General features: G+C 61.4%; 30 protein-coding genes and 1 pseudogene. 21 read left to right on the forward strand and 10 right to left on the reverse strand.

Translation table 11 applies throughout. The features are described 5' to 3' along the window. Positions 1–25 precede the first annotated feature (25 nt). Positions 26–244 carry a hypothetical protein gene (locus IFT75_RS15045; protein WP_192055426.1) on the forward strand — a complete coding sequence of 73 codons (219 nt, stop codon included), beginning with the start codon at positions 26–28 and terminating at the stop codon, positions 242–244. Between the two features lie 19 nt (positions 245–263). On the opposite strand, the gene IFT75_RS15050 is transcribed toward IFT75_RS15045, so the two are convergent. Genes IFT75_RS15050 through IFT75_RS15065 form a run of 4 tightly spaced genes read right to left on the reverse strand, consistent with a single transcriptional unit; the run spans position 264 to position 3,199 of the window. Next, positions 264–1,139 carry a transporter substrate-binding domain-containing protein gene (locus IFT75_RS15050; protein ID WP_122477588.1) on the reverse strand — a complete coding sequence of 292 codons (876 nt, stop codon included), beginning with the start codon at positions 1,137–1,139 and terminating at the stop codon, positions 264–266. Further along, positions 1,136–1,897, reverse strand: a complete 762-nt coding sequence (locus IFT75_RS15055; RefSeq protein ID WP_122477586.1) for an amino acid ABC transporter ATP-binding protein — start codon at positions 1,895–1,897, stop codon at positions 1,136–1,138. The genes IFT75_RS15050 and IFT75_RS15055 overlap by 4 nt, the downstream gene beginning before the upstream one ends. Then, positions 1,894–2,553, reverse strand: coding sequence for an amino acid ABC transporter permease (locus tag IFT75_RS15060; RefSeq protein WP_122715629.1), 660 nt, complete (start codon positions 2,551–2,553; stop codon positions 1,894–1,896). The genes IFT75_RS15055 and IFT75_RS15060 overlap by 4 nt, the downstream gene beginning before the upstream one ends. Beyond that, complete coding sequence (locus IFT75_RS15065) at positions 2,534–3,199, reverse strand: amino acid ABC transporter permease (RefSeq protein ID WP_122477583.1); 666 nt, start codon at positions 3,197–3,199, stop codon at positions 2,534–2,536. The genes IFT75_RS15060 and IFT75_RS15065 overlap by 20 nt, the downstream gene beginning before the upstream one ends. A 395-nt stretch (positions 3,200–3,594) precedes the next feature. On the opposite strand from IFT75_RS15065, the gene IFT75_RS15070 reads away from it, so the two are divergent. Continuing rightward, a complete protein-coding gene (locus IFT75_RS15070) occupies positions 3,595–5,766 on the forward strand; it encodes a TonB-dependent siderophore receptor (protein WP_192055428.1) in 2,172 nt (723 codons plus the stop codon). 1,473 nt (positions 5,767–7,239) lie between these two features. Then, positions 7,240–7,593, forward strand: coding sequence for a LexA family protein (locus IFT75_RS15075; protein ID WP_192055430.1), 354 nt, complete (start codon positions 7,240–7,242; stop codon positions 7,591–7,593). Between the two features lie 1,331 nt (positions 7,594–8,924). Here the strand turns inward: IFT75_RS15075 and IFT75_RS15080 are convergent. The 3 genes from IFT75_RS15080 to IFT75_RS15090 all read right to left on the reverse strand — a co-directional run bounded on the left by IFT75_RS15080 (position 8,925) and on the right by IFT75_RS15090 (position 12,536). Then, positions 8,925–9,698, reverse strand: coding sequence for a DNA adenine methylase (locus IFT75_RS15080; protein WP_192055431.1), 774 nt, complete (start codon positions 9,696–9,698; stop codon positions 8,925–8,927). A 70-nt stretch (positions 9,699–9,768) separates the two neighbouring features. Further along, positions 9,769–10,776, reverse strand: coding sequence for a phage portal protein (locus IFT75_RS15085; RefSeq protein ID WP_192055433.1), 1,008 nt, complete (start codon positions 10,774–10,776; stop codon positions 9,769–9,771). After that, a complete protein-coding gene (locus tag IFT75_RS15090; protein WP_192055435.1) occupies positions 10,776–12,536 on the reverse strand; it encodes a terminase ATPase subunit family protein in 1,761 nt (586 codons plus the stop codon). The genes IFT75_RS15085 and IFT75_RS15090 overlap by 1 nt, the downstream gene beginning before the upstream one ends. A gap of 144 nt (positions 12,537–12,680) precedes the next feature. Between IFT75_RS15090 and IFT75_RS15095 the strand changes: the two genes are divergently transcribed. The 12 genes and pseudogenes from IFT75_RS15095 (at position 12,681) to IFT75_RS15145 (ending at position 19,348) form a co-directional block, all read left to right on the forward strand. After that, positions 12,681–13,511 (forward strand): GPO family capsid scaffolding protein, encoded by an 831-nt coding sequence (locus IFT75_RS15095; RefSeq protein ID WP_192055437.1) that lies wholly within the window; start codon positions 12,681–12,683, stop codon positions 13,509–13,511. Positions 13,512–13,536: 25 nt separating this feature from the next. After that, positions 13,537–14,550, forward strand: a complete 1,014-nt coding sequence (locus tag IFT75_RS15100) for a phage major capsid protein, P2 family (RefSeq protein ID WP_192055438.1) — start codon at positions 13,537–13,539, stop codon at positions 14,548–14,550. 9 nt (positions 14,551–14,559) lie between these two features. Next, on the forward strand, positions 14,560–15,264 hold the full coding sequence (locus IFT75_RS15105; RefSeq protein WP_192055440.1) for a phage terminase small subunit: 705 nt from the start codon (positions 14,560–14,562) through the stop codon (positions 15,262–15,264). 99 nt (positions 15,265–15,363) lie between these two features. Further along, the gene (locus tag IFT75_RS15110) at positions 15,364–15,828 is read left to right on the forward strand and encodes a head completion/stabilization protein (protein ID WP_192055442.1); all 465 of its coding nucleotides are present in this window, start codon (positions 15,364–15,366) and stop codon (positions 15,826–15,828) included. After that, positions 15,828–16,037, forward strand: coding sequence for a tail protein X (locus IFT75_RS15115; protein WP_192055444.1), 210 nt, complete (start codon positions 15,828–15,830; stop codon positions 16,035–16,037). The genes IFT75_RS15110 and IFT75_RS15115 overlap by 1 nt, the downstream gene beginning before the upstream one ends. Positions 16,038–16,073: 36 nt before the next feature. Then, positions 16,074–16,397, forward strand: coding sequence for a phage holin, lambda family (locus IFT75_RS15120; protein ID WP_192055446.1), 324 nt, complete (start codon positions 16,074–16,076; stop codon positions 16,395–16,397). After that, positions 16,394–17,206 (forward strand): N-acetylmuramidase domain-containing protein, encoded by an 813-nt coding sequence (locus IFT75_RS15125; RefSeq protein ID WP_192055447.1) that lies wholly within the window; start codon positions 16,394–16,396, stop codon positions 17,204–17,206. Before IFT75_RS15120 ends, IFT75_RS15125 begins: the two co-directional genes overlap by 4 nt. Next, positions 17,203–17,565: pseudogene (locus tag IFT75_RS21440) on the forward strand (Rz-like lysis system protein LysB); the annotation flags it as partial. The gene IFT75_RS15125 and the pseudogene IFT75_RS21440, both read left to right, overlap by 4 nt. Then, a complete protein-coding gene (gene lysC, locus IFT75_RS21350) occupies positions 17,489–17,749 on the forward strand; it encodes an Rz1-like lysis system protein LysC (protein ID WP_342214379.1) in 261 nt (86 codons plus the stop codon). The pseudogene IFT75_RS21440 and the gene lysC, both read left to right, overlap by 77 nt. After that, positions 17,746–18,225, forward strand: a complete 480-nt coding sequence (locus tag IFT75_RS15135; protein WP_192055451.1) for a phage tail protein — start codon at positions 17,746–17,748, stop codon at positions 18,223–18,225. The genes lysC and IFT75_RS15135 overlap by 4 nt, the downstream gene beginning before the upstream one ends. Next, entirely contained in the window at positions 18,222–18,662 is a 441-nt protein-coding gene (locus IFT75_RS15140) for a phage virion morphogenesis protein (protein ID WP_192055452.1), read from the forward strand. The genes IFT75_RS15135 and IFT75_RS15140 overlap by 4 nt, the downstream gene beginning before the upstream one ends. Before the next feature lie 293 nt (positions 18,663–18,955). Continuing rightward, positions 18,956–19,348 (forward strand): type II toxin-antitoxin system RelE/ParE family toxin, encoded by a 393-nt coding sequence (locus IFT75_RS15145; protein ID WP_192055454.1) that lies wholly within the window; start codon positions 18,956–18,958, stop codon positions 19,346–19,348. 21 nt (positions 19,349–19,369) lie between these two features. Here the strand turns inward: IFT75_RS15145 and IFT75_RS15150 are convergent, their stop codons facing one another. Beyond that, positions 19,370–19,681, reverse strand: coding sequence for a helix-turn-helix domain-containing protein (locus IFT75_RS15150; RefSeq protein WP_192055456.1), 312 nt, complete (start codon positions 19,679–19,681; stop codon positions 19,370–19,372). A 427-nt stretch (positions 19,682–20,108) separates the two neighbouring features. On the opposite strand from IFT75_RS15150, the gene IFT75_RS15155 reads away from it, so the two are divergent. The 6 genes from IFT75_RS15155 to IFT75_RS15180 are packed head-to-tail and all read left to right on the forward strand — an operon-like array spanning position 20,109 to position 24,964. Next, complete coding sequence (locus tag IFT75_RS15155; protein WP_192055458.1) at positions 20,109–20,654, forward strand: phage baseplate assembly protein V; 546 nt, start codon at positions 20,109–20,111, stop codon at positions 20,652–20,654. Next, a complete protein-coding gene (locus IFT75_RS15160) occupies positions 20,651–21,004 on the forward strand; it encodes a GPW/gp25 family protein (protein ID WP_446731074.1) in 354 nt (117 codons plus the stop codon). The genes IFT75_RS15155 and IFT75_RS15160 overlap by 4 nt, the downstream gene beginning before the upstream one ends. Then, positions 21,001–21,915 carry a baseplate J/gp47 family protein gene (locus IFT75_RS15165; RefSeq protein ID WP_192055461.1) on the forward strand — a complete coding sequence of 305 codons (915 nt, stop codon included), beginning with the start codon at positions 21,001–21,003 and terminating at the stop codon, positions 21,913–21,915. Before IFT75_RS15160 ends, IFT75_RS15165 begins: the two co-directional genes overlap by 4 nt. Then, positions 21,912–22,523, forward strand: a complete 612-nt coding sequence (locus tag IFT75_RS15170) for a phage tail protein I (protein WP_192055463.1) — start codon at positions 21,912–21,914, stop codon at positions 22,521–22,523. The genes IFT75_RS15165 and IFT75_RS15170 overlap by 4 nt, the downstream gene beginning before the upstream one ends. Then, positions 22,520–24,280: a phage tail-collar fiber domain-containing protein gene (locus tag IFT75_RS15175; protein ID WP_192055465.1), complete on the forward strand. Its 1,761-nt coding sequence runs from the start codon at positions 22,520–22,522 to the stop codon at positions 24,278–24,280. Before IFT75_RS15170 ends, IFT75_RS15175 begins: the two co-directional genes overlap by 4 nt. 12 nt (positions 24,281–24,292) lie before the next feature. Beyond that, positions 24,293–24,964 (forward strand): tail fiber assembly protein, encoded by a 672-nt coding sequence (locus IFT75_RS15180; RefSeq protein ID WP_192055467.1) that lies wholly within the window; start codon positions 24,293–24,295, stop codon positions 24,962–24,964. A gap of 105 nt (positions 24,965–25,069) precedes the next feature. On the opposite strand, the gene IFT75_RS15185 is transcribed toward IFT75_RS15180, so the two are convergent. Continuing rightward, a complete protein-coding gene (locus IFT75_RS15185) occupies positions 25,070–25,357 on the reverse strand; it encodes a type II toxin-antitoxin system RelE family toxin (protein WP_192055468.1) in 288 nt (95 codons plus the stop codon). Positions 25,358–25,366: 9 nt separating this feature from the next. Further along, complete coding sequence (locus IFT75_RS15190; RefSeq protein ID WP_192055638.1) at positions 25,367–25,600, reverse strand: type II toxin-antitoxin system Phd/YefM family antitoxin; 234 nt, start codon at positions 25,598–25,600, stop codon at positions 25,367–25,369. Positions 25,601–25,816: the final 216 nt, after the last annotated feature.

Here is a 25,816-nt window from a genome sequence, read left to right on the forward strand (position 1 = left end):
GCGCGCTCTACGGAAGGAGTCTGGAATGAAAACACTGTCTGCACTATTGATCTTGGGCGTACTGAGCGGCTGTGCCTCCTACAGCGATCAAGGCACCGGCGAAGGCGGTCGCGAGATCGGCAGCAAGGGCTACACAGTGCGCTGTGACGCCACGCCCGCCAATCAACCTGGCTGCTATTCTCCGCCGCCCTCCTACTCGTGGAATTTCATGAAGAATTTCCATTTCAAGCTGGGGCAGAACTGATCCGCGAGATCGTCCGCCTTCACGGCTTCCAGCGACCACCCTCCACGATGACCAGATTAGGGTCGGTGTCCGCTGGCAAGTCCTTGCGCACGTACTGGTCATAAAGCTTGAGCAGGGCTTTCTCTTCACCCAGCTTGGCCAATTCGTCATTCACCCAATCGCGCAGCTCGGTGTTGCCTTTCTTCACGGCCGGTGCGATAGGCGCCTCATCGCCCAGCTTCTGGGCGAGTACGCGGTAACCGGGGTTCTGTTTGGCCCAGTTGAACAGCACGAGGTTGTCCTGGGCATAGGCGTCGCCGCGGCCGCTGGCCAGGGCTTGCAGTGATTCGGAGTTCTTTTCGAACTTGAGCAGCTTCCAGTCAGGGTGATTCTTGGTCAACCACAGATCGGCCGTGGTACCGGTGGTGACGATGGTGGTCTTGTCGGCCAGGTCATCGAGCTTCTGTACGCTGCTGCCGTCCGCCACCAACGCCTGCACGGCGACACGCAGGTTCGGGTTGGTGAAGTCCACCGCCTGGCTACGCTCGGGTGTCACGGTCATGTTGGCCAGGATCAGGTCGACCTTGTCGCTCTGCAGAAACGGGATGCGGCTGGCCGGCTCGACGCTGACGAACTCGATTTTCTTCTCGTCACCCAGCAGGTCCTTGGCGAAGCGCTTGCCCAGGTCGGTGTCGAACCCGACGTATTCGCCCTGCTCATTGACGAAACCAAAGGGCGGTTTGTCGCTGAACACCCCGACGATCAGCTTGTCGCGGGCCTTGATGGTTTCCAGGTAGCTGGTGGCAGGTTTCGCCGTCGCGGCTGGGGTGGCGGCCTTGGGTTCGGCCGGTTTATCGCAACCGGCCAGCAATCCAAGAGCGAGTACGGGTAGAACCAGGGCAGTTTTGAAGTTCACGATGCTTTCCTTTTCGGCATGTTTTCTACGTAGGAAAACCTTTCCAGGAACTGCTGCGCGCGTGCGGTCTGCGGGGCGCTGAAGAAGGTTTCGGGATCGTTCTGTTCCGCGATACGGCCGCGGTCCATGAACAAAATGCGGTCGGCCACCGCGCGGGCGAAGGCCATTTCGTGGGTAACGATGAGCATGGTCATGCCGCCCTGCGCCAGGTCGAGGATCACCTCGAGGACTTCCTTGACCATTTCCGGATCCAGCGCAGCGGTGACTTCGTCGAACAGCATGACCTTGGGGTTCATGCACAGTGCCCGCACAATGGCGATCCGTTGCTGCTGGCCGCCCGACAGCTCGCGGGGGTAGGCGTTGGCGCGTTCGGCCAGGCCAACCCGAGCCAGCAGCGCCTCGGCCTGCTGCCGCGCTTCCTGGGCATCGCGCTTCTGCACTTGCAGCGGCCCCAGCAGCACGTTCTGCAGCACGGTCATGTGAGGAAACAGGTGATAGCTCTGAAACACCATGCCGATCTGCTGACGCACGCGGCGCCAGTCGGCATTGGCAGGCAGCAACTGCCCATCGAAAGTGAAGGTACCACTGTGGCCCAGTTCCAGGCCGTTCAGGCAGCGCAGCAATGTGCTCTTGCCGCAGCCGCTGGGGCCCAGGATCACCACCACCTCGCCTTCGGTCACCCGCAGATCGATGTCAGTCAGCACCGGTGTATCGGCGAATTTCTTGCTGAAGCTTGCGAGTTCGATCAATGCGCTCATGCGTGATTCCAGCGCCGTTCAAGCACGCGGGAAGCGGCCGACAGCGGATAACAGACGATAAAAAAGAAGACAAACAGAAAGCCGTAGATCAGCACCGACTCGTAGGTGCGCTCGATGATCTGCTGGCCCACCTTGGTGATGTCGACAACGCCGATCAGCACCGCCAGCGAACTGGTTTTGAGCAAACGGGTGCAGACGTTGATGACCGGCGGCGTGAGGCGCTTGAGCGCCTGGGGCAGCAATACCCGACCGTACAACTGGCCCAGGCCCAGGCCGATGGCCAGTCCTGCCTCGCGCTGCCCGCGGGGTATGGAGCGCAGCGCGCCACGCACGACTTCGCCAATCTCGCTGGCGCCCCACAGCGACAACACCAGCACCGCGCACCAGAACGCAGGCAGGCTGACGCCGAAGAAGATCGGCAGGCCAAAGAAGAACAGGTACAACCAGACCAGTACCGGAATGGCGCGAAACAGCTCCAGGTAGACCCTCAGCGGCACGTCCAGCCAGCGCTTGCCCAGGCTGCGCAGCACGCCATAGAACAGGCCGCCGACACTGCTGAACAGGATCGCAAGCGCGGAAATACCCAAGGTGCGACCGGCCCCGGTCAGCAGTTGAGGTGCCGATACCCAGAGCAGCTCAAGACCCGAACTGGCCATGTTGGAGCCTCCTTTCCAGCAGGCCCAGCAGCAGCGACAGCGGCAAGAACAACAGCACGCACAACCCGGTCATCACTGCCAGCATCTCGTAGGTCTTGTAATACAGAGCGATGTAACTCTTGGTGGTGTAGAGAATTTCCGGCACGGCAACGGCCGACACCACCGTGGTCTCCTTGAGCAGGAACACGAAGTTGGCGAACAGCGCCGGCAAGCTGAGAATGCCTGCCTGGGGCAGCACTACATGGCGCAACAGCTGCCAGCGCGACAGACCGATGGACAGGCCAGACTCGATCTGCGACTTGGGCACCGCTTCGATGCCCGCGCGCAGTATTTCGGTCAGGTACGCACCTCCCATGAACGTCATGGCAATGACCGCCGCCGCGAAACCGGAAATCCGCACGCCCAGAGCGGGTAAGGCGAAGTAGATGAAGAACAGCTGAATCAGCAGCGGCGTATTCCGCGCAAGCTCGACGTACAGCGGCACGAGCCGATGCAGCACCGGGACCCGGAACGTGGCGATGGCCGCGTTGAGCACCGCGACGGCGAGTGAGCTCAGGATGGCGATCAAGCCGACTTGCAAAGTGACCCCTACGGCGCGTGCAAAAGCAGGAAGCGTGGACAACGCGAACGCGTAGTCGAAGGTCATCGGTTGACCTCCAGACGTGTTGAAAGAGATAAAGCGAACATCGGAAAGCGCCTGCGTCTGGCTTGCGGTTGCTGAGTGTAATCGACCGTTTTCAATCCAATTAATACTGAATAAACATAAGCTTAGACAGTGATCGTCAGGCCCCTCTGGCGTGGCGGACTTGACGGTCATGATCGCCACTAGCGCTTGTAGTGACAGTTCAAGAGGGGCAATGCGAGGCGCCCTGCTCTCGGGTCGAGCATCTAAGGGGTGTAGCTTTCCAACAGATATTCGCAACAAAATATGAATAATAACCATTCCTATTTGTTACAGTTCTGCTTGTGCTGATCGTCGAGACGGAGGCGCGGCCTGATTTCGTCCTTCAGGCAAACAACGTTTAACGCACAGGAGTCCCCATGCCGGCAAAAAAAATCTTTGCCTATCACCCGCTGACACTGGCGATGCTACTTAGTGGCCTGCCACTGAGCACCGCCTACGCCGCCGACAGCGCCAGCGCTGCCATATCCAACGCCACCCTGGAGCTGCAGGAAACCACCATCGATGCCCAGGCCCTGGAAAACCCGACTGGCCGGATCCGTGGACCTGTGGCGACTCGCAGCACCAGCGCAAGCAAGACCGACTCGGCGATCAAGGATATTCCTCAGTCGATTTCGGTCATCACCCGCGACGAGATGGACAACCGCAAGACCGACACCTTGGCCGAGGCCTTGAGCTACACGCCAGGCGTGATCGCGCAGCCAGGCGGGTTCAGCCGTGTAGCCGACGACTTCGTGATCCGTGGCTTCAACGTCGGCTCAGGCACCGGCGGCATCCTGCGCGACGGGATGAAACTGCAAGGCAGCGTGTATGACGGAGGCATCGAGCCCTACGGCCTGGAGCGCGTGGAAGTGGTCAAGGGTGCTTCTTCTGTGTTGTACGGCCAACTGTCGCCGGGCGGTCTGCTCAACACCATCACCAAGCGCCCGATCGACACGCCCCTGCATGAAGTCAATGTCGAATACGGCAGCCATGCGCGCAAACAGTACAGCTTCGACCTGGGCGGCCCGATCGACGACGCCGGACAGTTCTCCTATCGCCTGACCGGCCTTTGGCGCGACAGTGGCACCCAGACCACCGATACCGACGACGACCGCCGCTACATCGCACCCGCCTTCACCTGGCGCCCGAACGAGAGCACCTCGCTGACGGTCCTGGCCAACTACCAGGAAACCCGTACCGGCTTTGCACCACCGCTGGATTTCGACCTGACCACCTCGTCCAGCACTCGCTACCCCAAGGTCGACCGCGACCTGTTCACCGGCGAGCGCGGCTTCGATCACTACAACAACTACTCGACCAGTCTGGGCTACCTGTTCGACCACGATTTCACACCCGACTTGAAAATCCGCCATTCGCTACGCCACTTCGAGGCGGACCTGAGCTGGGACTACATGCAGATCGCTGATACCGGCAGCGGCGCCCTGCGCAGCCGAGGCCAGCTGGCGCGCCGACCTAGCATCCGCCGCGAGCGCTCAGAAGGCTGGACCAGCGACAACAACATGCAATGGACCCTCGACAGCGGCCGCTGGCAGCACACCCTGCTGGCGGGCGTGGACTACTACCACAAGACCTACGACTCTCATCGCTTCGCTGGCGCCAACTCCATGTTCAGCCCGGCCAATCCGGTGTACGGGGCTGCGACCAACGTCACAACTGCCAACACCGGCTCGGACCTGCACAGCGCTCAGACCGGCGTCTACCTGCAAGACCAGATCAAGTTCGACGACAAGTGGATTCTACTGCTGGGCGGTCGTCAGGATTGGGCCGAAAGCCGAACCTACAGCTTCGCCACTGGCGCTCGCACGCCGCGCGATGACAAGAAAGCCACCGGTCGTATCGGCCTGGTCTACCAGGCGGACAACGGGCTGGCGCCTTATGTCAGCTGGAGCCAGTCGTTCCTGCCGGCCAACGTCTTCAACGCCAACGCCAACACCTCGTTCGATCCGACCGAGGGCGAGCAGTACGAGATCGGCGTACGTTACACCCCGCCCGGTACCACAGCGCTGCTGAGCGCCGCGGTCTACGACCTCAAGCAGAAAAACTCCCTGAGCACCGACCTCACCGGCAACACCGTGCAGTTCGGTGAAACCCGCTCACGCGGTGTGGAGCTTGAGGCGAAAGCGGAGATCACCGCGAACCTGAGCGCCACTGCGTCGTACACCTACATCGACGCGAAGATCACCGACGATGCGGTGTCGACCCGCATAGGTACGCGCATCGACGGCGTGCCGTATCACATGGCCAACCTGTGGGCCGACTACCGCTTGACTGCCTTGGGCCTGCCTCAGGTAGTGGTCGGCGGCGGCGCCCGCTACCTGGGCACCAGCCGTACGTCCAGCTCGGACGCCAACGAGAAGGTCTCCGCCTACACCCTGTTCGACGCGAAAGTCACCTATGAAGTCGACAAGAACTGGACCGTGGCCATGATGGCGCAAAACGTCGCCAACGAGAAGTACCTGTTCTGCAACGTCTCGTGCCGCTACGGCGACGAGCGAGCGCTGGTCGGTTCGGTCAACTATCGCTGGTAAGGGCTGATCATTGACACGTCGACCAGCCTCTTTGGTTAGTATCAGGTTCGCCTGGTAGATTGGGCTTTGTATCTGTCGCGCACTGGAAACGAAGAACACAGGTGTACGGCACACATGCCTATTTGAACCGGGCGCTCATTTCTTCCAGGCTCAAGGTCAAGTCAGTGTCTATGCCAGACAGACGTTCGATGGCCAGGCGTTCAGAACGCAGATCCTCAAGGTCATCCTGCAGCGCTTGATAAGCGACCTGTTTTCGCACGAACGACCTAGTGTCTTGGTAGACTTGTCTCCCGTCACGTTTCGTACGGAACCGACCCGCATAGCAAACACCTCGCCAGCCCTTTTTCGTCCTCGAATAGTGGCCCCGGCGAAAGTGGTTAAGGTCATTCTCACAGTGGTAAAACTTACCACCCACCCCACGAAAACGTCCGAAAACGCCCGAAAACCGGTACAAAACGCGCAGAGTAAAATGGTACAGAATGTAGCTGAAACGCCCGCCACGCCTAGCCTGGAGCCCTCCCGCCGCTTTAGCGTGGCACCCATGATGGATTGGACCTGCTAACGCCACAGGCCTCGTAATACGTGGCCTGCAGCCGCCCTCCTATCTTCCCGTACCACTTTTGTACCACCACCGTCTGAGGCCAGCTTCTGTGCTGGGCTTACCATCATATCGATCGGCTCATATCGCGCGTGGCTGTCTCCTCGATCCATCAGCGGTCCCCTCTTTCGCCCAATACCGAACCAAACCAATGCCGTTGACTCGGCTTTGCATTGCGCGGACGAGAGATGGCTTCATGGTTTGGGAGGGGGCAAAAAAAGAGTAACTTCGGTAACACTCCCGATAAAAAAGCCTTTAAATCATTGAAATATATAGCTTTTTCGAAAAATACAAAGAGTAACATTTGAGTGATATTGAAGTAATCTGATTACTCTCCATAAGCGTTTTTTTTCACTAGATAAGAAATCTATACAGATCATATACTTATGAAAATATTACGTTTCAGGTTACAGGTTTGTTACCTCTTTCTGTAATCACGAAATCCGCGGAAGACGTGGCTTCCAGATCTTCCATAGGTGCTGATTACTGAAATTACTCTTTTTCGAGCCTTCGCCCCCTATCGTCATCCAATCGAACGCCACAGGCATCGGTTGATAACCCTGCTCGGCGCAGGCTTCTGCAGGGTCCGGTAACCGCTCAAATCACGAACCCAACCCACAGAGCTACTGGCAGCAAGGGGTCTGCGGGGGCGCAGCCAAAGCGACCTATTTAGCCCCCAGGCGAGGTGGGGGGACGACGGCGCGCGCTGGGTGATGGTCCTTTCACATCCACCGGTAGCGCTCTACCTCAGTAAGCTCGGGCCGCTCTCCCTCATGTCCCGCCACGATCAACACCAAGCCGACCGCCGTGCATTGCCAACAGTCGCAAGTCGGTGCAAGAATACTGTTTGCATATACAGTATTCGAGCCTCGCTTATGGATAGCCCTTTCGCCACAGATGCTGTGTCCCTTTCACTGGATGAAGCCCTGAACATCCATGCACCAGGCACTTACCTAGTGCGATGCCTTGGCGACAGTATGATCGGCGTGGGAATCCACAGTGGAGACTTGCTGGTAGTAGACAAGGGCATTGAGCCATCGACCGGGCGGGTGGTAATCGGTGTGGTGAACAACGAGCCGATGGTCAAGCTCCTTGATCGCTGCGGGAGAATGCACGTACTCCGCTCGGCAAATCCCGCTTATCCACTGCGCTACATTCTGGAGGGCGATGAGTTCTCAGTTTGGGGCGTAGTAACGCACAGCGTTCGCGCGCACGATCGACAGCTATGAGATACCAAGTCACTAAACGGATGCTGCGCGGCCAGCCGATTGACCTGACAGAGGTTCGTGCCCTTCAGCCGCTGGTAGGGGATGTCCAGATCACCGATCAGCGCTGCGAGCAGCTCGGGAGAAACTCGAAGACTGCGACCGTGAGAGGTGTGAATCCGATTGGGCTGTCGTCCTTGCCACCGCTGCATGAGGTGGTTTTGTCCTGGATGGCGCCTAACGGACTGGTTCTGAGCGGATTGGAGGTTGAGGACGGGCGATTGTATGCACAGTCATGGTGGTGCAGGCCGGCTGATTAAGCGACTGAGCAATCATAGTGCGCTATCAACCGTAGGATGGACTGTAGCGCAGCCCTTACTCAAGGTTTGCAGGAGGCTGGTGATGCAGAGCTTGGTAGGCAGCTGAATTGGTCAGGTTTGATAGCAGCCGCGTACGATCAGGAAAAACTGCACATTTGCACTAAGAGAGCCAAAGAACAACAGGGACGTAAGCCCCTGTTGCGAGTTGTGGTTACAACTCTTGAATGATACGCACAAGTCGAATCGACCAGTAGGCCGCTTGAAGTGCGCGTATCAGTTCGTCGGGTAGGAACCGTTTCATAGGTAATAGCCTCGAACGTTAGGATTAACCGGCTAGTAAACGAGACTAACCAGCGTTTCCTGCTCTCAACCTGACAAAAACTCTCAAGTCAGGTAAATCCCCCAGCTTAACTACCTTTACATGCCTAAATAGCACTATTAGCCATCTATAGCCCCAACTATGCGAGACTTGACCGAAAAGGGCGGTTGACTGGAGATTCATAGGCACCTAACCTGTGATTTCTCGATCTAAGGTAAGGCGCCTGTCGGAGCAGTTGAGCAAAGGTTACACGCGTTCGCTCACCTGCGGCAATGCTAAAATTCCGGCCTTGAAGCCCGCATTCGTGCGGGCTTTTTCGTTTCTACGCCCCGGGCTCCCCGCCCGGGCTACCGATGTTCCCCGGCAAACTCCGTAATACATGGCTCATTGATCAAATTGGATTAACGACTTTCCCAGAGACAAGTTCCGATAATCGGAACCCGGGCCCTAAATATTCCCGACGAACGGTAATCTCTCACCATCCGCCCGGGCCGCTTGCTCTTCCACAATACACTTCGCGAAATAGCGAAAACTCGAAACCGCTAACTTTCCTTTCTCAGATCGCTTCGGCCAAATGTTCGTTAACTCTTCATTCCCAGATTCAACCCTAACCTTCCTTAAAACTACCGTTGGTTTCCATTACCAGCGTTGGTTACCTGTTCAACGGCTTTGCGCTAGCAACGGCTTCGTATTTACACCTTCGATCATTGTTACTCTCAGTTGCTAGCTGACCAACTGAAATAGATCAGCTCATTCGCCATCACACCATTGCTACCTCCCACCGTATGCCTCAACGGCACCTCCTTAACCCGCAGGCCCGCAAAAACCTCCCGAATCCTGGGATGATCCCCTACAGAGATGATCATCCGGCCTCGTATCGTCCGCGCCATCTCTGCCATCGCCTCAAACTCAGCAAACGGAAATGCACCCGCCTCATAACCAGCCGTCTCCCAATACGGCGGATCCAGGTAGAACAGCGTGTGCGGGCGGTCGTACCGTCGAACACATTCCTTCCAATCCAGGTTCTCGACGGTGGTCCGCGCCAGCCGCCAGTGCGCCTCGCTGAGCTTTTCTTCGATCCGGAGCAGGTTCAACTTCGGGGGTGTGGTGGCGGCGGTGCCGAAGGTGCGGCTCGTGGGTTTGCCGCCGAAGCACAGGGTCTGCAGGTAGAAGAATCGTGCGGCGCGCTGGATGTCGGTCAGGGTGCGCGGCGCCTGGTCTTTGGCCCACTGGAACATGGTGCGGCTCACCAGTGACCATTTGAACTGGCGCACGAACTCTTCCAGGTGGTTACCCACCACGCGGTACAGGTTGACGACTTCGCCGTCGAAGTCGTTGATCACCTCAATTCGGCTGGGCTCTTTCATGAAGAACAGGGCGGCACCGCCGCAGAAGGGTTCCACGTAGCATTCATGTTCGGGAAACTCGGGGAGGATGTGTTTGGCCATACGGCGTTTGCCGCCCATCCAGGGGAAAATCGGAGCTGACATTCAAGATCCTTGATAACAACAGTTCGTCGATACGACGGCCCGGCCAACTGCCGCCCAGGCCTGGTATGGGTTACTGGGTGTCGAGGGGGCCGATAGGCGCAAACCGCACCACCTCCTCCCCCACCCAATCATTCACCTGCTTTAACCTCGCCTGAATCGGCTCCAGCTCATTCATCGCCCAGATCTCCGCCGCTTCCTTGATCGACCCAAACCCACCAGCGTTCTGCGGGACGATGCCCATCAGCTGCGGTGGGATCCGGAGGGCGGCGAGCATGTCGTCGCGGCTGATGTTCTTGATCGAGCTGAATTCGTCTTTTGCGGCCACCTCGGATACGGGAATCAGTTGGATGCCGTCCTTCTTTCCGCCTGGGGCGTACATGAACAGGTTGCGGAAGTTGCCGGGGCCTTTGGCGGACTTCAGGGCGGCGCGCAGCGCAGCCACGTCGGTTTCGTTCTGGGCGGTGTCGGTCATGTACATGATGAAACCGGCGTGGCTGCCGTTGTTGTAGTACTTGCGGCGGAACAAGGTCGCGGATTCATTGAGCAGTGCGCTCTGCAGCGCAGGGAGCCATTCGGGGAGGCCGTAGATTTCCTGGTTGATGTCGGCCTCGCGCAGGTGGCAGATGGAGCCGGATAGAAACTCATGTTCATCTTTCCAGTTGCGCACCTGGTAGTAGCTGCCGGGCTCGATGCCGCGGCGGATATACTTGGCCAGGACCGGCTGCAGGCCCAGTGACTGGCCAAGCATGTTGCGCTGTTTTTCCAGGTAGGCGTTGCCCAGCCAGAGCCAGTCCAGGGCGAATTGCTCGAACGTCTGGCGGGACAGCAGGCGGTGGGGGATGAAGGTGCGGGCGAGCATATTGCGTTTGAAGTTGAGGCCGGACTGCAGAAACACGCTGGCGCGGGAGGACTTGGCCAGGCCGTCGAACGAGAGGGGCGGCTCGTACCAGCGGCCGTTGGACCAGCATTCCAGGTAGTCGAGGATGCCGCGGTCATCGAGCACCGGCGTGGGGTCGCCGAAGGTGAACGCCTCCATACGGGCGGCGGGCGCTGGGATTGGGGCTGGGCTGTCGTTCATCAGTAGATCTCCATGAACCCGGTGTTGGTGGCGGTCTGCCCCTCCAGCGGTTCGTTCTGCAGGGCGTGGAAAAGGGCCCAGGCCAGGTCGGCGTGACCGGTTTCGTCGGTGCGGCCGGCGGTGTAGGTGAACTGGCGGCCGCTGGCGGTGACGGTCTTGCGGATGGCCATGAGTGACTGGGCCATGTCGATCCAGCCGGCGTCGAACTCCAGCCGGCCTTTGTGGATGACGTCGTAGGCCTTGAGCACCAGGCGGGTTTTCACTTCGGGCGAGTAGCTGAAGGTGGTCAGGTTGGGGAAGAACTGACGCACCAGCTGCGCCACGCCGGAGCCCATGCCGGTGACGTCGATGCCGATATAGGTGACCCAGTAGCGTTGGGTGATCTGGCGGATCGCCTCGGCCTGAGCGGCGAAGTCCATTCCGCGGAACTGGTGGCGCTCGAGCACGCGGAACTTGCCGCCAGGCACCAGCGGTGGCGCGACCACGACCAGCCCGGAGCTGTCGCCGGTTTCGGCGGGGTCGTAACCCACCCACACCTGCCGATTGGCGAACGGCCGGGCGGCGAAGGGTTTGTAGTCCTCGGCCCATTCGATCCAGCTGTCGACCATGCACGGCTGCAGGACGTTGAGCGGGAAGATGCTCGCGCCGTCGTCGACGAACTGGCACATCAGCAGGTTGGCGAAGGCCTCGGCGTTGTATTCCAGGCGCAGCTCTTCGAGGTCGAACAGGTCACAGCCTCGTTCGGAAGCGTCCAAGAGGGTGACGATCTGCCGCCAGATCCTGTCTTCGCACAGCCGCCCCTGCTGCAGGGCGTCATGGGACACGTCCAGCTTGAGCCGTTGCGCCGCCGGTTTGCCCTTGTTGAAGCGCTCGCCGGTCCAAAAGGTGTAGGCCTCGTGCGCCATGCTCGAAGGTGTAGAAAAGTAGGTACGACGGTATTGCTTCTGCATCGCCATGCCGCTGGCGAGCTTGTTCAGTTCGTTGAATTTGTAGGTCCAGAAGAATTCGTCGAAGTAGAAATTGCCGTGGTATCCCATGGCAGTGCGGGCATTCGTTCCGAGAAAATGGAGCTCTGCGCCGTTGGACAGAATGATCGGGTCGCCCGTCAATTCAACCCCGCACACTTCGCGAGCGAAGCTCTGGATGTACGTTTTGAAGATATGCGCCTGGTTCTTCGAGGCCGACAGGAATATCTGGTTGCGCCCGGTCACCAGCGCGTCGAGAAACGCCTCGCGGGCGAAGTAGTAGGTCGCGCCGATCTGGCGGCTTTTGAGGATCGCCCGGGTGCGCTGGTTGCCTGCCCGGTACCAGTCCAGCTGGTAACCAAAACAGCCATCGCGGAAAGCCTCGGTGAGCAGCTCGATCTGCCCTTCATCGAACTCGTTGCGCGCCGCCTTCTTCTTCGGCCCGGCGTTGCGCGCCGCCAGTTTGGGGTTCAGGTCCGTCTCGGTACCGCCGCCCTTGAAGCGCTCGATGCGCGCCTGGCGTTCGAGCTGGCGGTGCAGCAGGTCGATCTCCTTGAAGTCGCCGCCGGTCTTGCCCTCCTTGAGGATCAGCTGCACCAGGCGCGCTTCCAGGGCACCGCCGATGCGCTCGACGTTGTCGGCCCGGTCCCACTCGTCGCGGGTCTTCCAGGCGTGCACGGTCTTCTCGTTTTCCTCGAGCATTTCAGCGATCGCGCAGATGCGCAGGCCGGTCCAGTAGTGGAATTTGGCCTGGCGGCGGTTATCGCGGAGGGGTGCGGGCAACGCGGCAGTCATGGCGGCGATGCTGACGCCGCGCGCGCGTGGGGCGTAGCGGGGTCGGGTGTAGGAAACCGGACTACAACCGGCGCACATTGCCGCTCGGCCGCGCACTGCCGACGATGCACCTCAACGCACTGCCCTGCACCGAGGACATCCCGAATGAAGAAATTCCGCTCCAAGTGGTTCCGCGTCGCCACGGCCGGCGCGACCTCCGACGGCCGCAAGATCGAACCCACCTGGATCCAGGAAATGGCCGCCAGCTACAGCCCCACGCTGTATGGCGCGCGCATCTGGATGGAGCATATTCGCGGCACCCTGGCCGACAGCCCGTTCCGTGCCTATGGCGATGTCACTGCGGTGAAGGCCGAGGAAGTCGAGGTCGACGGCGAGCGGCGCTGGGCGCTGTTCGCGCAGATCGAGCCGACTTCCGACCTGATCTCCATGACCAAGGCCAAGCAGAAGATCTACACCAGCGTGGAGATTGCAGAGAAGTTCGCCGACACCGGCCGCGCCTACCTGATCGGCCTGGGCGTCACCGACAGCCCGGCCAGCCTGGGCACCGAGGTGCTGTCGTTCGCCGCTCAGCATCCGCAAAGCAACCCGTACAGCGCCCGCAAGCAGCATCCGGACAATCTGTTCACGGCCGCCATCGAGGTCACGCTGGAGTTCGAGGAATACGAGCAGAAGCCCTCTGCCGGCGCTGCGCTGTTCGCCAAGGTCAGGGAGCTGATCAAGGGCAAGGATGTGCAGGTCGATGCCGAGTTTGCGCAGTTTGGCGAGGCCGTGACGGCGCTCGCCGAACACGTCCAGGAGCAAGGCGAAACCCTTGCGACCGAGCAAGGCAAGCTGGCCGAGCTGGCCCACCAGCAGCGTCAATTCAGCGCTGACTTCGAGGCGCTGAAAAACACCCTCAGCACCACCGCCAACCCGCACCACACCCAGCGCCCACCGGCCACGGGTGGCCGCGGCGAGCAGCTCACCGACTGCTGAAACCCCTATCGCCACGGAGCAACCCATGCGCAACGAAACCCGCCGCCTGTACAACGCCTACCTGCAGCAGCTCGCCCAGCTGCACGGCGTGCCCGACGTCACCACCAAGTTCGCCACGGCGCCGTCCGTGACCCAGAAGCTGGAAACCCGTATTCAGGAGTCCAGCGAATTCCTGCGCCGCATCAACATCTACGGCGTCGACGAGCAGATGGGCGAGAAGATCGGTCTGGGCATTTCCGGCCCCATCGCCGGGACCACCGACACCACCGCCAAGGACCGCGAAACCCGCGACCCCAGCACCCTCGACGACCGTGGCTACCTGTGTACGCAGACCAACTTCGACACCCACCTGCGCTACGCCAAGCTCGACGCCTGGGCCAAGTTTCCGGACTTTCAGGCGCGCATCCGTGACGCGATCATCAAGCTGATGGCGCTGAGCCGGATCATGATCGGCTGGAACGGTACCAGCCGTGCCGACAGCTCCAATGCCGCGACCAACCCGCTGCTGCAGGACGTCAACGTCGGCTGGCTGCAGAAGATGCGCCTGGAAAACGCGGCGCGAGTGATCAAGGAAGTCGAGCCCGACAGCGGCAAGATCGTCATCGGCGATGGCAAGGACTTCGCCAACCTCGACGCCCTGGTGTTCAGCATGGTCGCCGAGTTCATCGAGCCCTGGTACCAGGAAGACCCCGAACTGGTGGTGGTGTGCGGACGGCAGCTGCTGGCCGACAAGTACTTCCCGATCATCAACCAGAAGCTCGACCCCACCGAGATGCTGGCCGCCGACATCGTCACCAGCCAGAAACGCATCGGCAACCTGCCCGCCGTGCGTGTGCCCTACTTCCCGGCCAACGGGCTGATGGTCACGCGCCTGGACAACCTGTCGGTGTATTGGCAGGAAGGCACCCGCCGCCGCACGGTGGTCGACAACGCCAAGCGCGATCGCGTGGAGAATTTCGAGTCGGTCAACGAAGCCTATGTGATCGAAGACCTGGGCTGCGCCGCGCTGGCCGAGAATATCGACCTGGTTGGCAAGTGAGGCGATGACATGAGCAACCCCTGCCGTCGCCACTTCCAGCGCACCACTGCGGCACTGGCCGCCGCCGAAGCCGTGGGCCCCGAGCAGAGCATGGAAGGCGCCAACGCCTACGAACTGCAGATGGCCCAGCTGCTGCAGGACCGCCTGCGCCTCAAGCAAATCCAGTCCACCGAGGGCAAATGCGCGCTCAAGCGCCAGTTGCTGCCAGCGTACGAACCCTACGTGCAGGGCGTGATCGAGGCCGGCCGTGGCGCCCAGGACGAGGTGCTGACCACGGTCATGCTCTGGCGCGTCGATGCCGGCGACTTCGCCGGCGCGCTCGACCTGGCTGCCTACGTGCTGGAACACGGCCTGCTGATGCCCGACCGTTTCGAACGCACCACGGGCTGCCTGATCGCTGAAGAAGTGGCCGAAGCGGCGTTGCTGGCGCACAAGGCCGGTGGTTCGTTCGACCTGGCCATTCTGCACCGCACGGTTGAGCTGACCACCGACCACGACATGCCCGACGAGGCCCGCGCCAAGCTGTACCTGGCCACCGGCCGCGCCACGCTGGCGGGCCTGACGCCTGAACAACCTGGCCAACCGGGCCAGGTCAGCGCCGCCATCGAGCTGCTCAAACGCGCCATCGCGCTGAACACCAGCTGCGGCGGCAAGAAGGACCTGGAAGGCGCCGAGCGCCTGCTGAAAAAGATTGCTCCCTCAACCGGGAGCTGACCGAGCGTACCCCGCAAGCCCGGCGGCCCGGAGCCGAGCAGCCAGTGACCTGATCGCTGCACTGCAACGCTCCGGCCACCGCCGACTGAGGTATCAAACATGAGCGGATTCATTGCTGGTGGCACGCCGACCCAGCCCTTCCCGATTACCAACGACGGTTTCTGGCCGGACATCGATGGCGCCCTACTACGCGCCTCGATCCGCCTGGACGGCAGCGTCACCGACGCGCGCCTGGAGGTGGCCACGGTCAATGCGCTGATCGAGATCAATGCCGAGTTGCAGACGTTGAAGGCCATTCATTTGGCTGACGGCCACCGCACCCTGGCCGCCGTGCCTGCGCCACAGATCCAGGCGCAGAGCCAGTGGGTCTGGCAGTACAAACGTGCCGTGTATTGCACGGTCGGCGCCGAGTTGGCCGAGCGCTATCGCAGCTTCGACAGCACCGGTGAAGGCCACAAAAAAGCCGATGACCTGACCCCGTCCGTGGACGAGTTCCGCCGCGATGCGCGGTTTGCCATCCGCAACCTGTTGGGCGCGGCGCACTCGACCATCGAGCTGATCTGATGGCCGTCCAGCTCGCTCGGCAAGGCGACACGGTCGACCTGATTTGCTGGCGCTTCTACGGACGCACGGCGGGCGTGACCGAAGCCGTGCTGCAGGCCAACCCAGGGCTGGCGGATCGGGGCCCGGTGCTGCCCCACGGCACCCCGGTCACCCTTCCGGATGCCCCGCCCCAGGCCGAGCACCGTTCAATGGTGAACCTATGGGACTGACCCCAGCGGCCTCCACCCCCACCACCGGACAGCGGAATGAACAAGATGCCTGACAAACCGGACAACCTGGCCTGGCTCGCGACCTGGCTGGAACACAACTGGCCCGGCCTGTACGCCGGCGCACTGGCGGCGTTCATTGCCGCTTTGCGAGTCGTCTACGGCGGCGGCAACTGGCGTCGTGTGGCCCTGGAAGCGCCGTTGTGCGGCGCCCTGGCACTGGCGGCCAGCCATGGGCTGACGCTGGTGGGAATTCCCAGCAGCACCGGCCCCTTCTTTGGCGGCGTCATCGGCCTGCTGGGTGTCGAAGGCACCCGCGCGCTGGCCGGCCAATTCTTCAAACGCAAGGCGGAACAACCATGACCCTATTACGCCACGGCGAACGCAGCCAGGCGGTGCTGTTGCTGCAGCAGCGCCTCAACCAGCGCGGTGCCGATCTGTATGCGGACGGCCTGTTCGGCGATGCCACCGAGGACGCCGTGCGCGTGTTCCAGGGCAAGGTCGGCCTGGTCACCGATGGCATCGCTGGGCCCAAGACCCTCGCCGCCCTCGGCGGCGGGCACTGTGCCCACCTGCTGCAGCAGCGCTCGCTACTCGCCGCCGCCAAGCGCTTGGGCGTGGACCTGGCCACCGTGATGGCCGTTAACGAGGTGGAAAGCCAGGGCGAGGGCTTTCTGGCTAACGGCAAGCCGTCGATCCTGTTCGAGCGCCATGTCATGCACCGCCGCCTGGGCATAGCCCGCCGCCCGGACGATGAGGTGGCCGCGCTCCTGGTCAGCCACCCCAACCTGGTCAACCCGCGCCCGGGTGGTTATGCCGGCGGCAGCGCCGAGCACCAGCGCCTGGCCAACGCGCGGCTCATCGACGACGGCTGCGCGCTGGAGTCCACCAGTTGGGGCGCCTTCCAGATCATGGGGTACCACGCCGAGCGCCTGGGCTATGCCAGCGTTCAGGAATTCACTCAGCGCATGGCCCTGAACGAGAACGAACAGTTCGAAGCCTTCGTGCGCTTCATTGAAGCGGACCCTGCCCTGCACAAGGCGCTCAAGGCGCGCAAATGGGCGGTGTTCGCCAAGGGCTACAACGGCCCGGCGTATCAGCGAAATCTGTATGACACCAAGCTTGAACGCGCCTATGAACGGCACGCGGCTGGGTGCCTGGTGCCCGCATGAGTCTGCTGCGCCAAGTGCTGCTCGGCGCGGGATTGCTCGCGGCGCTGGCCCTGCTGGTGTGGACACAGAGCCTGCGCATCGCGGTTTCGGAGGGCCGCTTGGAAGTCGCCCTGCAGGCAGCGGCCTCCGCCCGTACCGAAGCCGACCGCGCCGCGGCCGAGGTGATCGGACTGCGGGATGTGCTGCGCGATGAACGTGCCTCCCAAGTGAGCCTGCGCCTGATGCAAAACGACCTGCGCACCGCTTTGGCTGCGCGCCAACGACAGCTTGAGACCCTCACCCGTGAAAACACCGCACTTCGCCATTGGGCTGACCAGCCTTTGCCTGACGCTGCTGCTCGGCTGCGCCAGCGCCCCGCCCTCACCGGCGCCGACGCTTATCGTCAGTGGCTGTCCGGCCGTGACCCCCTGCACCCTGCCAGCGACAGCCCCGCGCCATAACGGCGAGCTGCTGCGCGACCAGGACAGCCTCGAAGCCGCCTGGGCCGACTGCGCCGCCCAGGTCGACATGATCTTTCGCCACCAACAGGCCGCCACCCCATGAACAAACCCGGCTCGCTGCGCGAACATTTCTTGCGCTTGATCCCCGAACTCAAACACAACCCCGACCGGCTGATGATCTTCATCGACAACGGCACCCTTCGCAGCACCGTGGCCCACGGGCTGTCGTTCGAGTACAGCTACACCCTGAACATCATCCTCACCGACTACGCCGGCCATCCGGATGCGGTGGCCATTCCCCTGTTCGCCTGGGTCCAGGTCAACCAGCGCGAGCTGATGGAGAACCTGGTGCGCGGCAAGGAGGCGATCGGCTTCGAGGCGGACGTGCTGGATAACAGCAAGGTCGACCTGTCGATCAAGCTGCCGCTGACCGAGCGCGTGGTGGTGCAGACGCGGGAGGATGGGTCGCTGTCGGTGGATCACCCGGCCGAGCCGGTGGTGGACCTGGATCCGTTTACGTTGCGGTCGTTGGAGCTGTATTTGAAAGGTGAGTTGCTGGCGACGTGGAGTGGCATATGAGCGATGAGCTGGAGGTGCTCGAGGAGTGGGCCGGGGCGTTGCTGGCGAAGCTTGAGCCGGGGGAGCGGCGGAAGTTGTTGGGGCAGGTGGCGCGGGATCTGCGGCGGAATCAGCAGCGGCGGATTGCGGCGCAGAAGGCGCCGGATGGGAGGGCGTATGCGCCGCGTAAGCGGCCGCGTGGGGGGTTGAGGGGGAAGCGGGGACGGATCAGGTCGCAGATGTTTGTGAAGCTGCGGACGGCGCGGTGGATGCGGACGGAGGTGGATGCTGCGGGGGTGGCTGTGGGGTTTGTGGGGCGGGTGGCGAGGATTGCGCGGGCGCATCAGTTGGGGCGGGGGGTGGGTGGGAGTGATTTGCCTCGTCGGCGATTGTTGGGGCTGGAGGGCGAGGATAGGAAGGTTGCTTTGGATTCGATCCTTCGGCTGCTTGAGATCTAGAAAGTCTGCTTAGCCGTTTATGGTGGTCCCCCCTATTGGAGCGTTCGCTCTGGATTCGCCACTCCCGTGCGGCGACACCGATCGGCTGGGACAGTCAGCCAATTAAAACCGTACATGTAATTGACATTATTATCAATTCTTGTAAGCTCCAGTTGCCGGAGATCCGTCTCCGGCACCTGGAGCTTACCCTAAGGGTACCACTCCGGCGTCTCTCATATCGAGGACGCCCTAACTCAATAGAGGCCTTGAAATGAATAATTTCCGACTCCCTTATAGACTACCTGGAGGTACTAATGAACCAGAAACACAGCGACACCAGCGACACCGAAAGTAAAGTTCGCGTAGTAGAGCTCCATCCTGAAGGAGCCGTACGTAGAGAGCTCAATAAAGCTCCCAAAGCACGGGTTAGTGACGTGTTTGCGGCTGACCTAGTTTTGATGTCTAAAGGACTGAAACCTATGTCCGAGGTGAGCCCACTGGGTAGCCTGGGAAGGAATGTCTATGAGCTCAAGATCAATATAAGGCCAGCTTGGCGCTGCATCTACTACACAGGCATCACCGGCAAGATTGTAGTACTGCACGTCACGGAAAAAACCACCAACGGACGCGATAGTCAGATCGCCAACGTAGTGGAGCTACGCCTAAAGACCCTGAGGGATCAGCTCAAGGTCGGCGGGAAGAAATAGGCTGTGAATTGGCGATGGCTTTTACAGCATCGCCTTTTTTAGGTTCATTACGAGGGGCTGGGCGCTATTTTCAGGGTCGAAATCTGCATCCAGTTTGTAGCCTATACGCACCAGCATTTCCAAGAGCGTATCGATGGAGAATTTCTCCAGATACCCCTTGAACAGGTTGCTCATACGCGGAGCGCTGACGCATAGCTCGTTGGCTGCGGTAGCTTGACTCCAACCTTTTTGGCGGATGAGGGTGATCAGCGTCATGAAGAGCTGGGTCTTCAGATGCTTCATGTTGTATTCCACGGGATCGTCCGTGAACAGCTCAAATATATTCTGGCTCATTTAGGTGCCTCCATTTCTTTCGGAGGTGAAATCTCTAGGTTGCATTTCTGATTCAGGTAGCGGCAAATGCCGCACCAGCTCAAGGCCGTATACTATTATCATTTCTTGTAACCTGACAAGCGAAAAACATAGTTTCGTAGGTTGTTAACGTACGTTGCAGCCTGGTTTACGACGAAAGGTTCGCAGTTGGTAGCGGCGAAACGAGCTCCGGAACCAGCTCCGAAACCTTTTCCGAATCGTCAAAAGCTATCAGGCCAGCTCATCCAAACCTAAGTAGTACAGCTTGTTTGTCCGCTTGCTACGTGCTGACAGGCCGAGCGCGCCACGATAGCAACGTCTGCGAGCAGGCAGGCGCCTACGAATGTATTTTCCTTTGCTACACCAGACTGTAGATGCGGCACGGACAGTCGCCCTGCACCATCCCCCCATGCCTACCCTCCCCACCCTCCACCGCCGCCTAGAAAACCTGATCCGCCCCGGCACCGTCGCCGCGCTCGATCCGGCCACCGCCCGTTGCCGCGTGCAAACCGGCAACCTGCTTACCACCTGGCTTCCCTTTTTCACCCTCAACGCCGGCGAGGACTCCACCTGGCACCCGCCCAGCCTCGACGAGCAATGCCTGATCCTCTCCCCCTCCGGCAACCCGGAAACCGGCTTCGTCCTCATCGGCCTGTACAGCGATCGCTACCCCGCGCCGGACAACAGCCCGACCCGCCACCGCCGCCGGTACCGCGACGGGGCCGTCGTTGACTACGACACTGCCACCCACACCCTCACCGCCACCCTCCCGGCCGGCGGTCAGATCGTGGCCACTGCGCCGGGCGGCATGCGGCTGATCGGTGACCTCGAGGTCGACGGGCTGATCACTGCCACCAAAGACGTGATCGCCGGCGAGCAGAAGATCAGCCTCACCACCCACAAAACCGCTGGCATCCAACGGGGCACCAGCATCTCCGACGGGCCTGTCCCATGATCGGCATGAACGCCGTCACCGGCCGCGCGCTGAGCGGCGATGCGCACTTGCGCCAGTCCATTGCCGACATCCTCATCACGCCGATCGGTTCGCGGGTGATGCGGCGCGACTACGGCAGCCAGTTGGCTGATCTGGTCGACTGGCCGGTGAACGACGGCACTCGCCTGCTGGCCTATGCCGCGACGGCCATGGCGCTGATGCGCTGGGAGCCGCGGATTCGTCTCAGCCGTGTGCAGCTGCAGATGGACGGCCTCAGCGGCCAGGCGCAGTTGGACATCGAGGGCACCAAGGTCGACACCCATGAACCGCTGAGCCTGCGCGTGCCGCTGGCGTTGGGGGCACACGTATGAAGGCGTTCACTCCAATCGACCTGGGCCAGTTGCCGGACCCGACCTTTGTCGAGCAGGTCGACTTCGAGCGGATCCTCGCCGAGCGCAAGGCGTACGCGGTGAACCTGTGGCCCGCCGAGCAGCGCGCCGAGGTGGCGGCGACGCTGGCGCTGGAGTCCGAACCGCTGACCAAGCTGCTGCAGGAGAACGCCTACCGCGAAATGCTTTGGCGCCAGCGGGTCAACGAGGCGGCGCTGGCGACACTGCTGGCCAAGGCGCAAGGCAAGGACCTGGACCAGGTGGCAGCGAATGTGAACGTGGCGCGCCTGGTGGTACGGCCTGCGGATCGGCAGGCGGTGCCGCCGGTAGCGGCGATCATGGAAGCCGACGACAGCCTGCGCGAGCGTGCCCAGTTGGCCTGGGAAGGCCTGTCCACGGCCGGCCCACGCAACAGTTACATCCTGCACGCGCGCAGCGCCGATGGCCGAGTGGCGGATGCCACTGCCGAGAGCCCCTCGCCGGCGACGGTCGTGGTCACGGTGCAGGGCGCCTTGGGCGATGGCAGTGTGGATCAGTCGGTGGTGGACGCGGTGTACGCGTACCTGAGCGACGACGATCGGCGCCCGGTCGCCGACCGTTTGGTGGTGCAAGGCGCGCAGATCCTGCCCTATGTGATCAAAGCCGTGCTCTATCTGGCGACGGTGGGCCCGGAGGCCGACCCGGTGATGGCGGCGGCCGAGGCCAGTTTGAACGCGTTTCTGGCCAAGCGGCGGCGGTTGGGTGTGGAGGTGTCGACTTCGGCCCTGCATGCGGCGCTGCACGTCGAAGGCGTGCGCAAGGTGCAGCTGCAGGGCTGGACCGACCTCAATCCAACCCAAGCCCAGGCCGCGTACTGCACCCACTACACGCTGACGCGCGGGGTGCTGACGTGACCGCGCTGCTGCCCCCCAACGCACTCACCCTGGAACGGCTCGCGGCCGAGGCCGCCGCGCAGATCCAGCGCGTGCCCGTGCGTATCCGCGACCTGGTCAACCCGGATCGCTGCCCGGTCGACCTGTTGCCGTACCTGGCCTGGGCCTTGTCTGTGGACCGCTGGGACAGCACGTGGTCAGAAACCATCAAGCGCCAGGTCATCAAGTCTTCCTACTTCATCCACGCGCGCAAGGGCACGATTGGCGCCCTGCGCCGCGTCGTCGAGCCACTGGGCTACCTCATCGAGGTGGTCGAGTGGTGGGAAACCGAACCCCACGGGGTGCCTGGCACCTTCGCGCTGCAGGTGGGGGTACTGGAAACCGGCATCACCGAAGAGATGTACCAGGAGCTGACGTGGCTGATCGACGATGCCAAGCCCGTTGCCCGCCACCTGACCGGCCTGGCCATCAGCATGGAGACGGTAGGCCGGCTTTACATAAGCACCGTCCTCCAGGAAGGCGATGAAATAGACGTCTACCCACCGCAACCGCGAGACATCGACGTGTCTGGCGTCATCGGCCGTGGCGGACGTGAACACACCCTCGAAACCGTGGATGTCTACTCATGATCGATCATACCTCGCAGTTCTTCGCCATCCTGACGAACGTGGGCACCGCCAAGCAGGCGAACGCCGATGCCCTGGGCATCGCCTGGAAGATCACGCAGATGGGCGTGGGCGACGCCAACCTCACGGATCCGATACCCGATGCGGGCCAACGTGCCCTGATCAACGAGTGGCGCCGTGCACCGCTGAACGCGCTCAAGGTCGATCCTGCCAACCCCAGCATCATCATTGCCGAACAAGTCATTCCGGCCGACGTGGGTGGCCGATGGATCCGCGAGATCGGACTCTACGATGCAGACGGCGACCTGGTCGCGGTCGCCAATTGCGCGCCGTCGTTCAAGCCGCTCCTCTCGCAGGGCTCGGGCAAGACCCAGGTCGTGCGCATGAACATGGTCGTGAGCAGCGCGGCAAACGTGGAGCTCAAGATCGACCCCAGCGTGGTGTTGGCCACCAAGGAGTTCGTGACAGAAGAGCTGGCCAAGCAAGACTTCAAGCACTCGGCCTGGGTCGCTACGACCGCCAATATCAACCTGGCCGGTCTGCAGACGATTGACGGTGCTGCCGTACCGGCGGGCAAGCGGGTACTGGTCAGAGCGCAGACCGAGGCCAGGAACAACGGTCTCTACCTCACTGCTGTGGGTGCGTGGACGCGTACCAGCGATGCGAACACCCATGACAAGGTCACACCGGGAATGCTGGTGCTCATCGAGCAAGGCGTACTGTACGGCGATAGCGGGTGGCAGTTGCTCACCGACGGGGCAATCACCCTGGGCGTCACCGCCCTGGCCTTCGGTATGGCGTTCGGTCGCACGGGCATCGCCCCAGGCAGCTATCGAAGCGTGACGGTCGATCAATATGGACGGGTGGTGTCGGCCACCAATCCGACCACGGTGGCTCAGTACGGGCTGACCGACGTCTACACGAAATCGCAGGTGTTTTCGAAGGGCGAAACCTATGCCCGGGCGGATGTGTTCACCAAGGACGAGACCTCGAGGAAGGTGGCTGACGCCGTTGCGGCCCTCGTTTCGTCCTCACCCGAAGCGCTGGATACGCTCAGCGAGCTGGCCGCAGCTTTGGGTAACGATCCGAACTTCGCCGCGTCGGTCAACAACCAGTTGGCAAGCAAGGCGCCCAAACACTCGCCGACGCTCACGGGGATTCCCAAAGCACCAAGGCCAGGGCCTGCCGATGACAGCGAGCAGATTCCGTGCACGGCGTGGGTATGGGCTTCCGTTCGCTCGAGCGTCCACGCCGCCGAGGCAAACAAGGCGGGAATGTGCGTGCATTTTGCCATGGCCTCGCCTCCTGCAGGTTATCTGCGGCGCAACGGCGCGGCGGTCTCACGAACCACCTATGCGGCCCTGTTCGCCCGTATCGGCACGATCTACGGTGCCGGCGACGGCTCCACCACGTTCAACCTTCCCGACTCGCGTGGCAGCTTTGATCGGGGCTGGGATGAGCAGCGAGGACTGGACAGCAACCGCGTGTTCGGTTCGACGCAAACCGACCAGAACGCTCGTCACACCCATAGCGGGACGACGGCATCCGCCGGTGCACACGCCCACACCCTGGGCGTCAACCTCGACCGGTCGCCTGCAGGTGACGGCAATGCCGTATTCGGCGACGAGGACTACTACGGCAAGGGCGCGCTGAGCACCGCCTCGGCTGGCGCTCACACACACGCCGTCACCATTGGCGCCTCGGGTGGCAACGAGGCCAGGCCGCACAACGTCGCCTTTTTGCCCTGCATCAGATATTGAAAGGAGCTTCATGTGGAAGACGAAACCGTTCATCCAGTCCAGTGGTGGGAGCACGCAGAGATCATCCCGCCCGTCGTCTGCAACGTATCGCCCGTGACGCGAGAGTTCGTCAGCTCAAGCGTGGCAGACCCCAGTCCACTTGAGCCAGGTGTGTGGTTGATTCCCGCGCACAGCTACCTGACGAAGCCGCCGGAGCTCATCCCGGGGTATGCGGCGGTGGCCCTGCCGGATGGCAGCGATTGGAGCCACATCGTCGACCTGCGCGGCAGCACGGTGTATTGCACTGAAACCGGCGAACCCCAGACCTGGGAAGCGCTCGGCGAACTGCCAGGCGGGCTTACGCTGCAAGCGCCCGAATCTGCATTCGATACCTGGCAGGATGACCGATGGGTGCTGGACCGGCCCGCCCACACAGCTGCGCTGCAACGCACCGCCAGCAAGAAGAAACACCTGCTCAACCAGTACGCCACTGCCCCTATCGACACCCTGCTCGACGCTGTCGAGATGAAAATCGCCCAGGAGAGCGAACTGGCTGCCCTGAAGGCATGGAAGGTCTACAGGGTCGAGCTGAGCCGTGTCGATACCACGTCGAGCACACCCGCCACCACGGGATGGCCGGTTTCTCCCGATGAAACAGCCATGCTGGCCTGGCTGACGGCGCAAGGTTTCGAAGCGTCCGATTGATGCATGTGTGACGGCTAATTTTCGGAGAGCCGGCATCGCTCTTGAATACCCACAGGGCTGGCTGATCGTGAGGCGTAAAAAACCCCGCCGAAGCGGGGTTTTGGTTCACACCCTTTTCACTGCTGCGTCGTAGACCTCGTCATCGCGTCGGGCACCTACGCACACGACCAGGATGATTTCAGTAACGTTGATGCGGTAGACGATACGTACATCGCCTGTCCGGATCCGGCGGTACCCGGCCAGCGTTCCACGCAAGGCTTTACCGATCTTATCGGGCTCACCTTCGGCAATACGCTCACGTATGACCTTCAGGACTCTCTTGGCTTCAGCACTGCCCAGCAGCTTGAGGTCGGTTTCTATCTGGGAATGAAATCGAACGGTCCACTTCTTCATCGTCATTGCCTATTTGAACCGGGCCTCCATCTCTTCGAGGCTCACGGTAACGTCGGTGTCGAGGCTAGGCAGACGCTCGATGGCCAGCAGTTCAGAGCGCAAGTCTTCAAGCTCGTCCTGGAGTGACTGGTAGGCATCAATGCCTACAAGTACAGCAGCTGGCTCGTTGTCTTTGAAGATCACCAGATGCGAGATGTCGCCGCTGGTGACGTCCTTCAAGCGCGCACTGAAACTACGAACCATAGCCGTGGCGGAAACCGCCTGCTCAGCTCGGTTTAGTAGTGCAGTCATGGTCTTTTCCTTGGTCGCCGTATTGTGGTCGGCCGTTTTGTGGTCGTGTGTGAGTAGTATGTGGTCGTGTGTGAGTAGTGGAGTCGACACATGTGTAGAGTAGCTCTACAGCGACAGTATTACGCACAATTATGCATATAACAATACATATTTAATCTTCACCCATCA

Origin of the sequence: Pseudomonas sp. CFBP 8758 (genome assembly GCF_014841725.1) — a bacterium.
GTDB classification, from domain to species: domain Bacteria; phylum Pseudomonadota; class Gammaproteobacteria; order Pseudomonadales; family Pseudomonadaceae; genus Aquipseudomonas; species Aquipseudomonas baltica.

Bases quoted from the DNA above. Each gene is read 5' to 3' on its own strand.
- IFT75_RS15045 (WP_192055426.1), top strand. From the start codon at position 26: ATGAAAACACTGTCTGCACTATTGATCTTGGGCGTACTGAGCGGCTGT.
- IFT75_RS15055 (WP_122477586.1), bottom strand. From the start codon at position 1,897: ATGAGCGCATTGATCGAACTCGCAAGCTTCAGCAAGAAATTCGCCGAT.
- IFT75_RS15060 (WP_122715629.1), bottom strand. From the start codon at position 2,553: ATGGCCAGTTCGGGTCTTGAGCTGCTCTGGGTATCGGCACCTCAACTG.
- IFT75_RS15065 (WP_122477583.1), bottom strand. From the start codon at position 3,199: ATGACCTTCGACTACGCGTTCGCGTTGTCCACGCTTCCTGCTTTTGCA.
- IFT75_RS15070 (WP_192055428.1), top strand. From the start codon at position 3,595: ATGCCGGCAAAAAAAATCTTTGCCTATCACCCGCTGACACTGGCGATG.
- IFT75_RS15075 (WP_192055430.1), top strand. From the start codon at position 7,240: ATGGATAGCCCTTTCGCCACAGATGCTGTGTCCCTTTCACTGGATGAA.
- IFT75_RS15080 (WP_192055431.1), bottom strand. From the start codon at position 9,698: ATGTCAGCTCCGATTTTCCCCTGGATGGGCGGCAAACGCCGTATGGCC.
- IFT75_RS15085 (WP_192055433.1), bottom strand. From the start codon at position 10,776: ATGAACGACAGCCCAGCCCCAATCCCAGCGCCCGCCGCCCGTATGGAG.
- IFT75_RS15090 (WP_192055435.1), bottom strand. From the start codon at position 12,536: ATGACTGCCGCGTTGCCCGCACCCCTCCGCGATAACCGCCGCCAGGCC.
- IFT75_RS15095 (WP_192055437.1), top strand. From the start codon at position 12,681: ATGAAGAAATTCCGCTCCAAGTGGTTCCGCGTCGCCACGGCCGGCGCG.
- IFT75_RS15100 (WP_192055438.1), top strand. From the start codon at position 13,537: ATGCGCAACGAAACCCGCCGCCTGTACAACGCCTACCTGCAGCAGCTC.
- IFT75_RS15105 (WP_192055440.1), top strand. From the start codon at position 14,560: ATGAGCAACCCCTGCCGTCGCCACTTCCAGCGCACCACTGCGGCACTG.
- IFT75_RS15110 (WP_192055442.1), top strand. From the start codon at position 15,364: ATGAGCGGATTCATTGCTGGTGGCACGCCGACCCAGCCCTTCCCGATT.
- IFT75_RS15115 (WP_192055444.1), top strand. From the start codon at position 15,828: ATGGCCGTCCAGCTCGCTCGGCAAGGCGACACGGTCGACCTGATTTGC.
- IFT75_RS15120 (WP_192055446.1), top strand. From the start codon at position 16,074: ATGAACAAGATGCCTGACAAACCGGACAACCTGGCCTGGCTCGCGACC.
- IFT75_RS15125 (WP_192055447.1), top strand. From the start codon at position 16,394: ATGACCCTATTACGCCACGGCGAACGCAGCCAGGCGGTGCTGTTGCTG.
- IFT75_RS15135 (WP_192055451.1), top strand. From the start codon at position 17,746: ATGAACAAACCCGGCTCGCTGCGCGAACATTTCTTGCGCTTGATCCCC.
- IFT75_RS15140 (WP_192055452.1), top strand. From the start codon at position 18,222: ATGAGCGATGAGCTGGAGGTGCTCGAGGAGTGGGCCGGGGCGTTGCTG.
- IFT75_RS15145 (WP_192055454.1), top strand. From the start codon at position 18,956: ATGAACCAGAAACACAGCGACACCAGCGACACCGAAAGTAAAGTTCGC.
- IFT75_RS15150 (WP_192055456.1), bottom strand. From the start codon at position 19,681: ATGAGCCAGAATATATTTGAGCTGTTCACGGACGATCCCGTGGAATAC.
- IFT75_RS15155 (WP_192055458.1), top strand. From the start codon at position 20,109: ATGCCTACCCTCCCCACCCTCCACCGCCGCCTAGAAAACCTGATCCGC.
- IFT75_RS15160 (WP_446731074.1), top strand. From the start codon at position 20,651: ATGATCGGCATGAACGCCGTCACCGGCCGCGCGCTGAGCGGCGATGCG.
- IFT75_RS15165 (WP_192055461.1), top strand. From the start codon at position 21,001: ATGAAGGCGTTCACTCCAATCGACCTGGGCCAGTTGCCGGACCCGACC.
- IFT75_RS15175 (WP_192055465.1), top strand. From the start codon at position 22,520: ATGATCGATCATACCTCGCAGTTCTTCGCCATCCTGACGAACGTGGGC.
- IFT75_RS15185 (WP_192055468.1), bottom strand. From the start codon at position 25,357: ATGAAGAAGTGGACCGTTCGATTTCATTCCCAGATAGAAACCGACCTC.
- IFT75_RS15190 (WP_192055638.1), bottom strand. From the start codon at position 25,600: ATGGTTCGTAGTTTCAGTGCGCGCTTGAAGGACGTCACCAGCGGCGAC.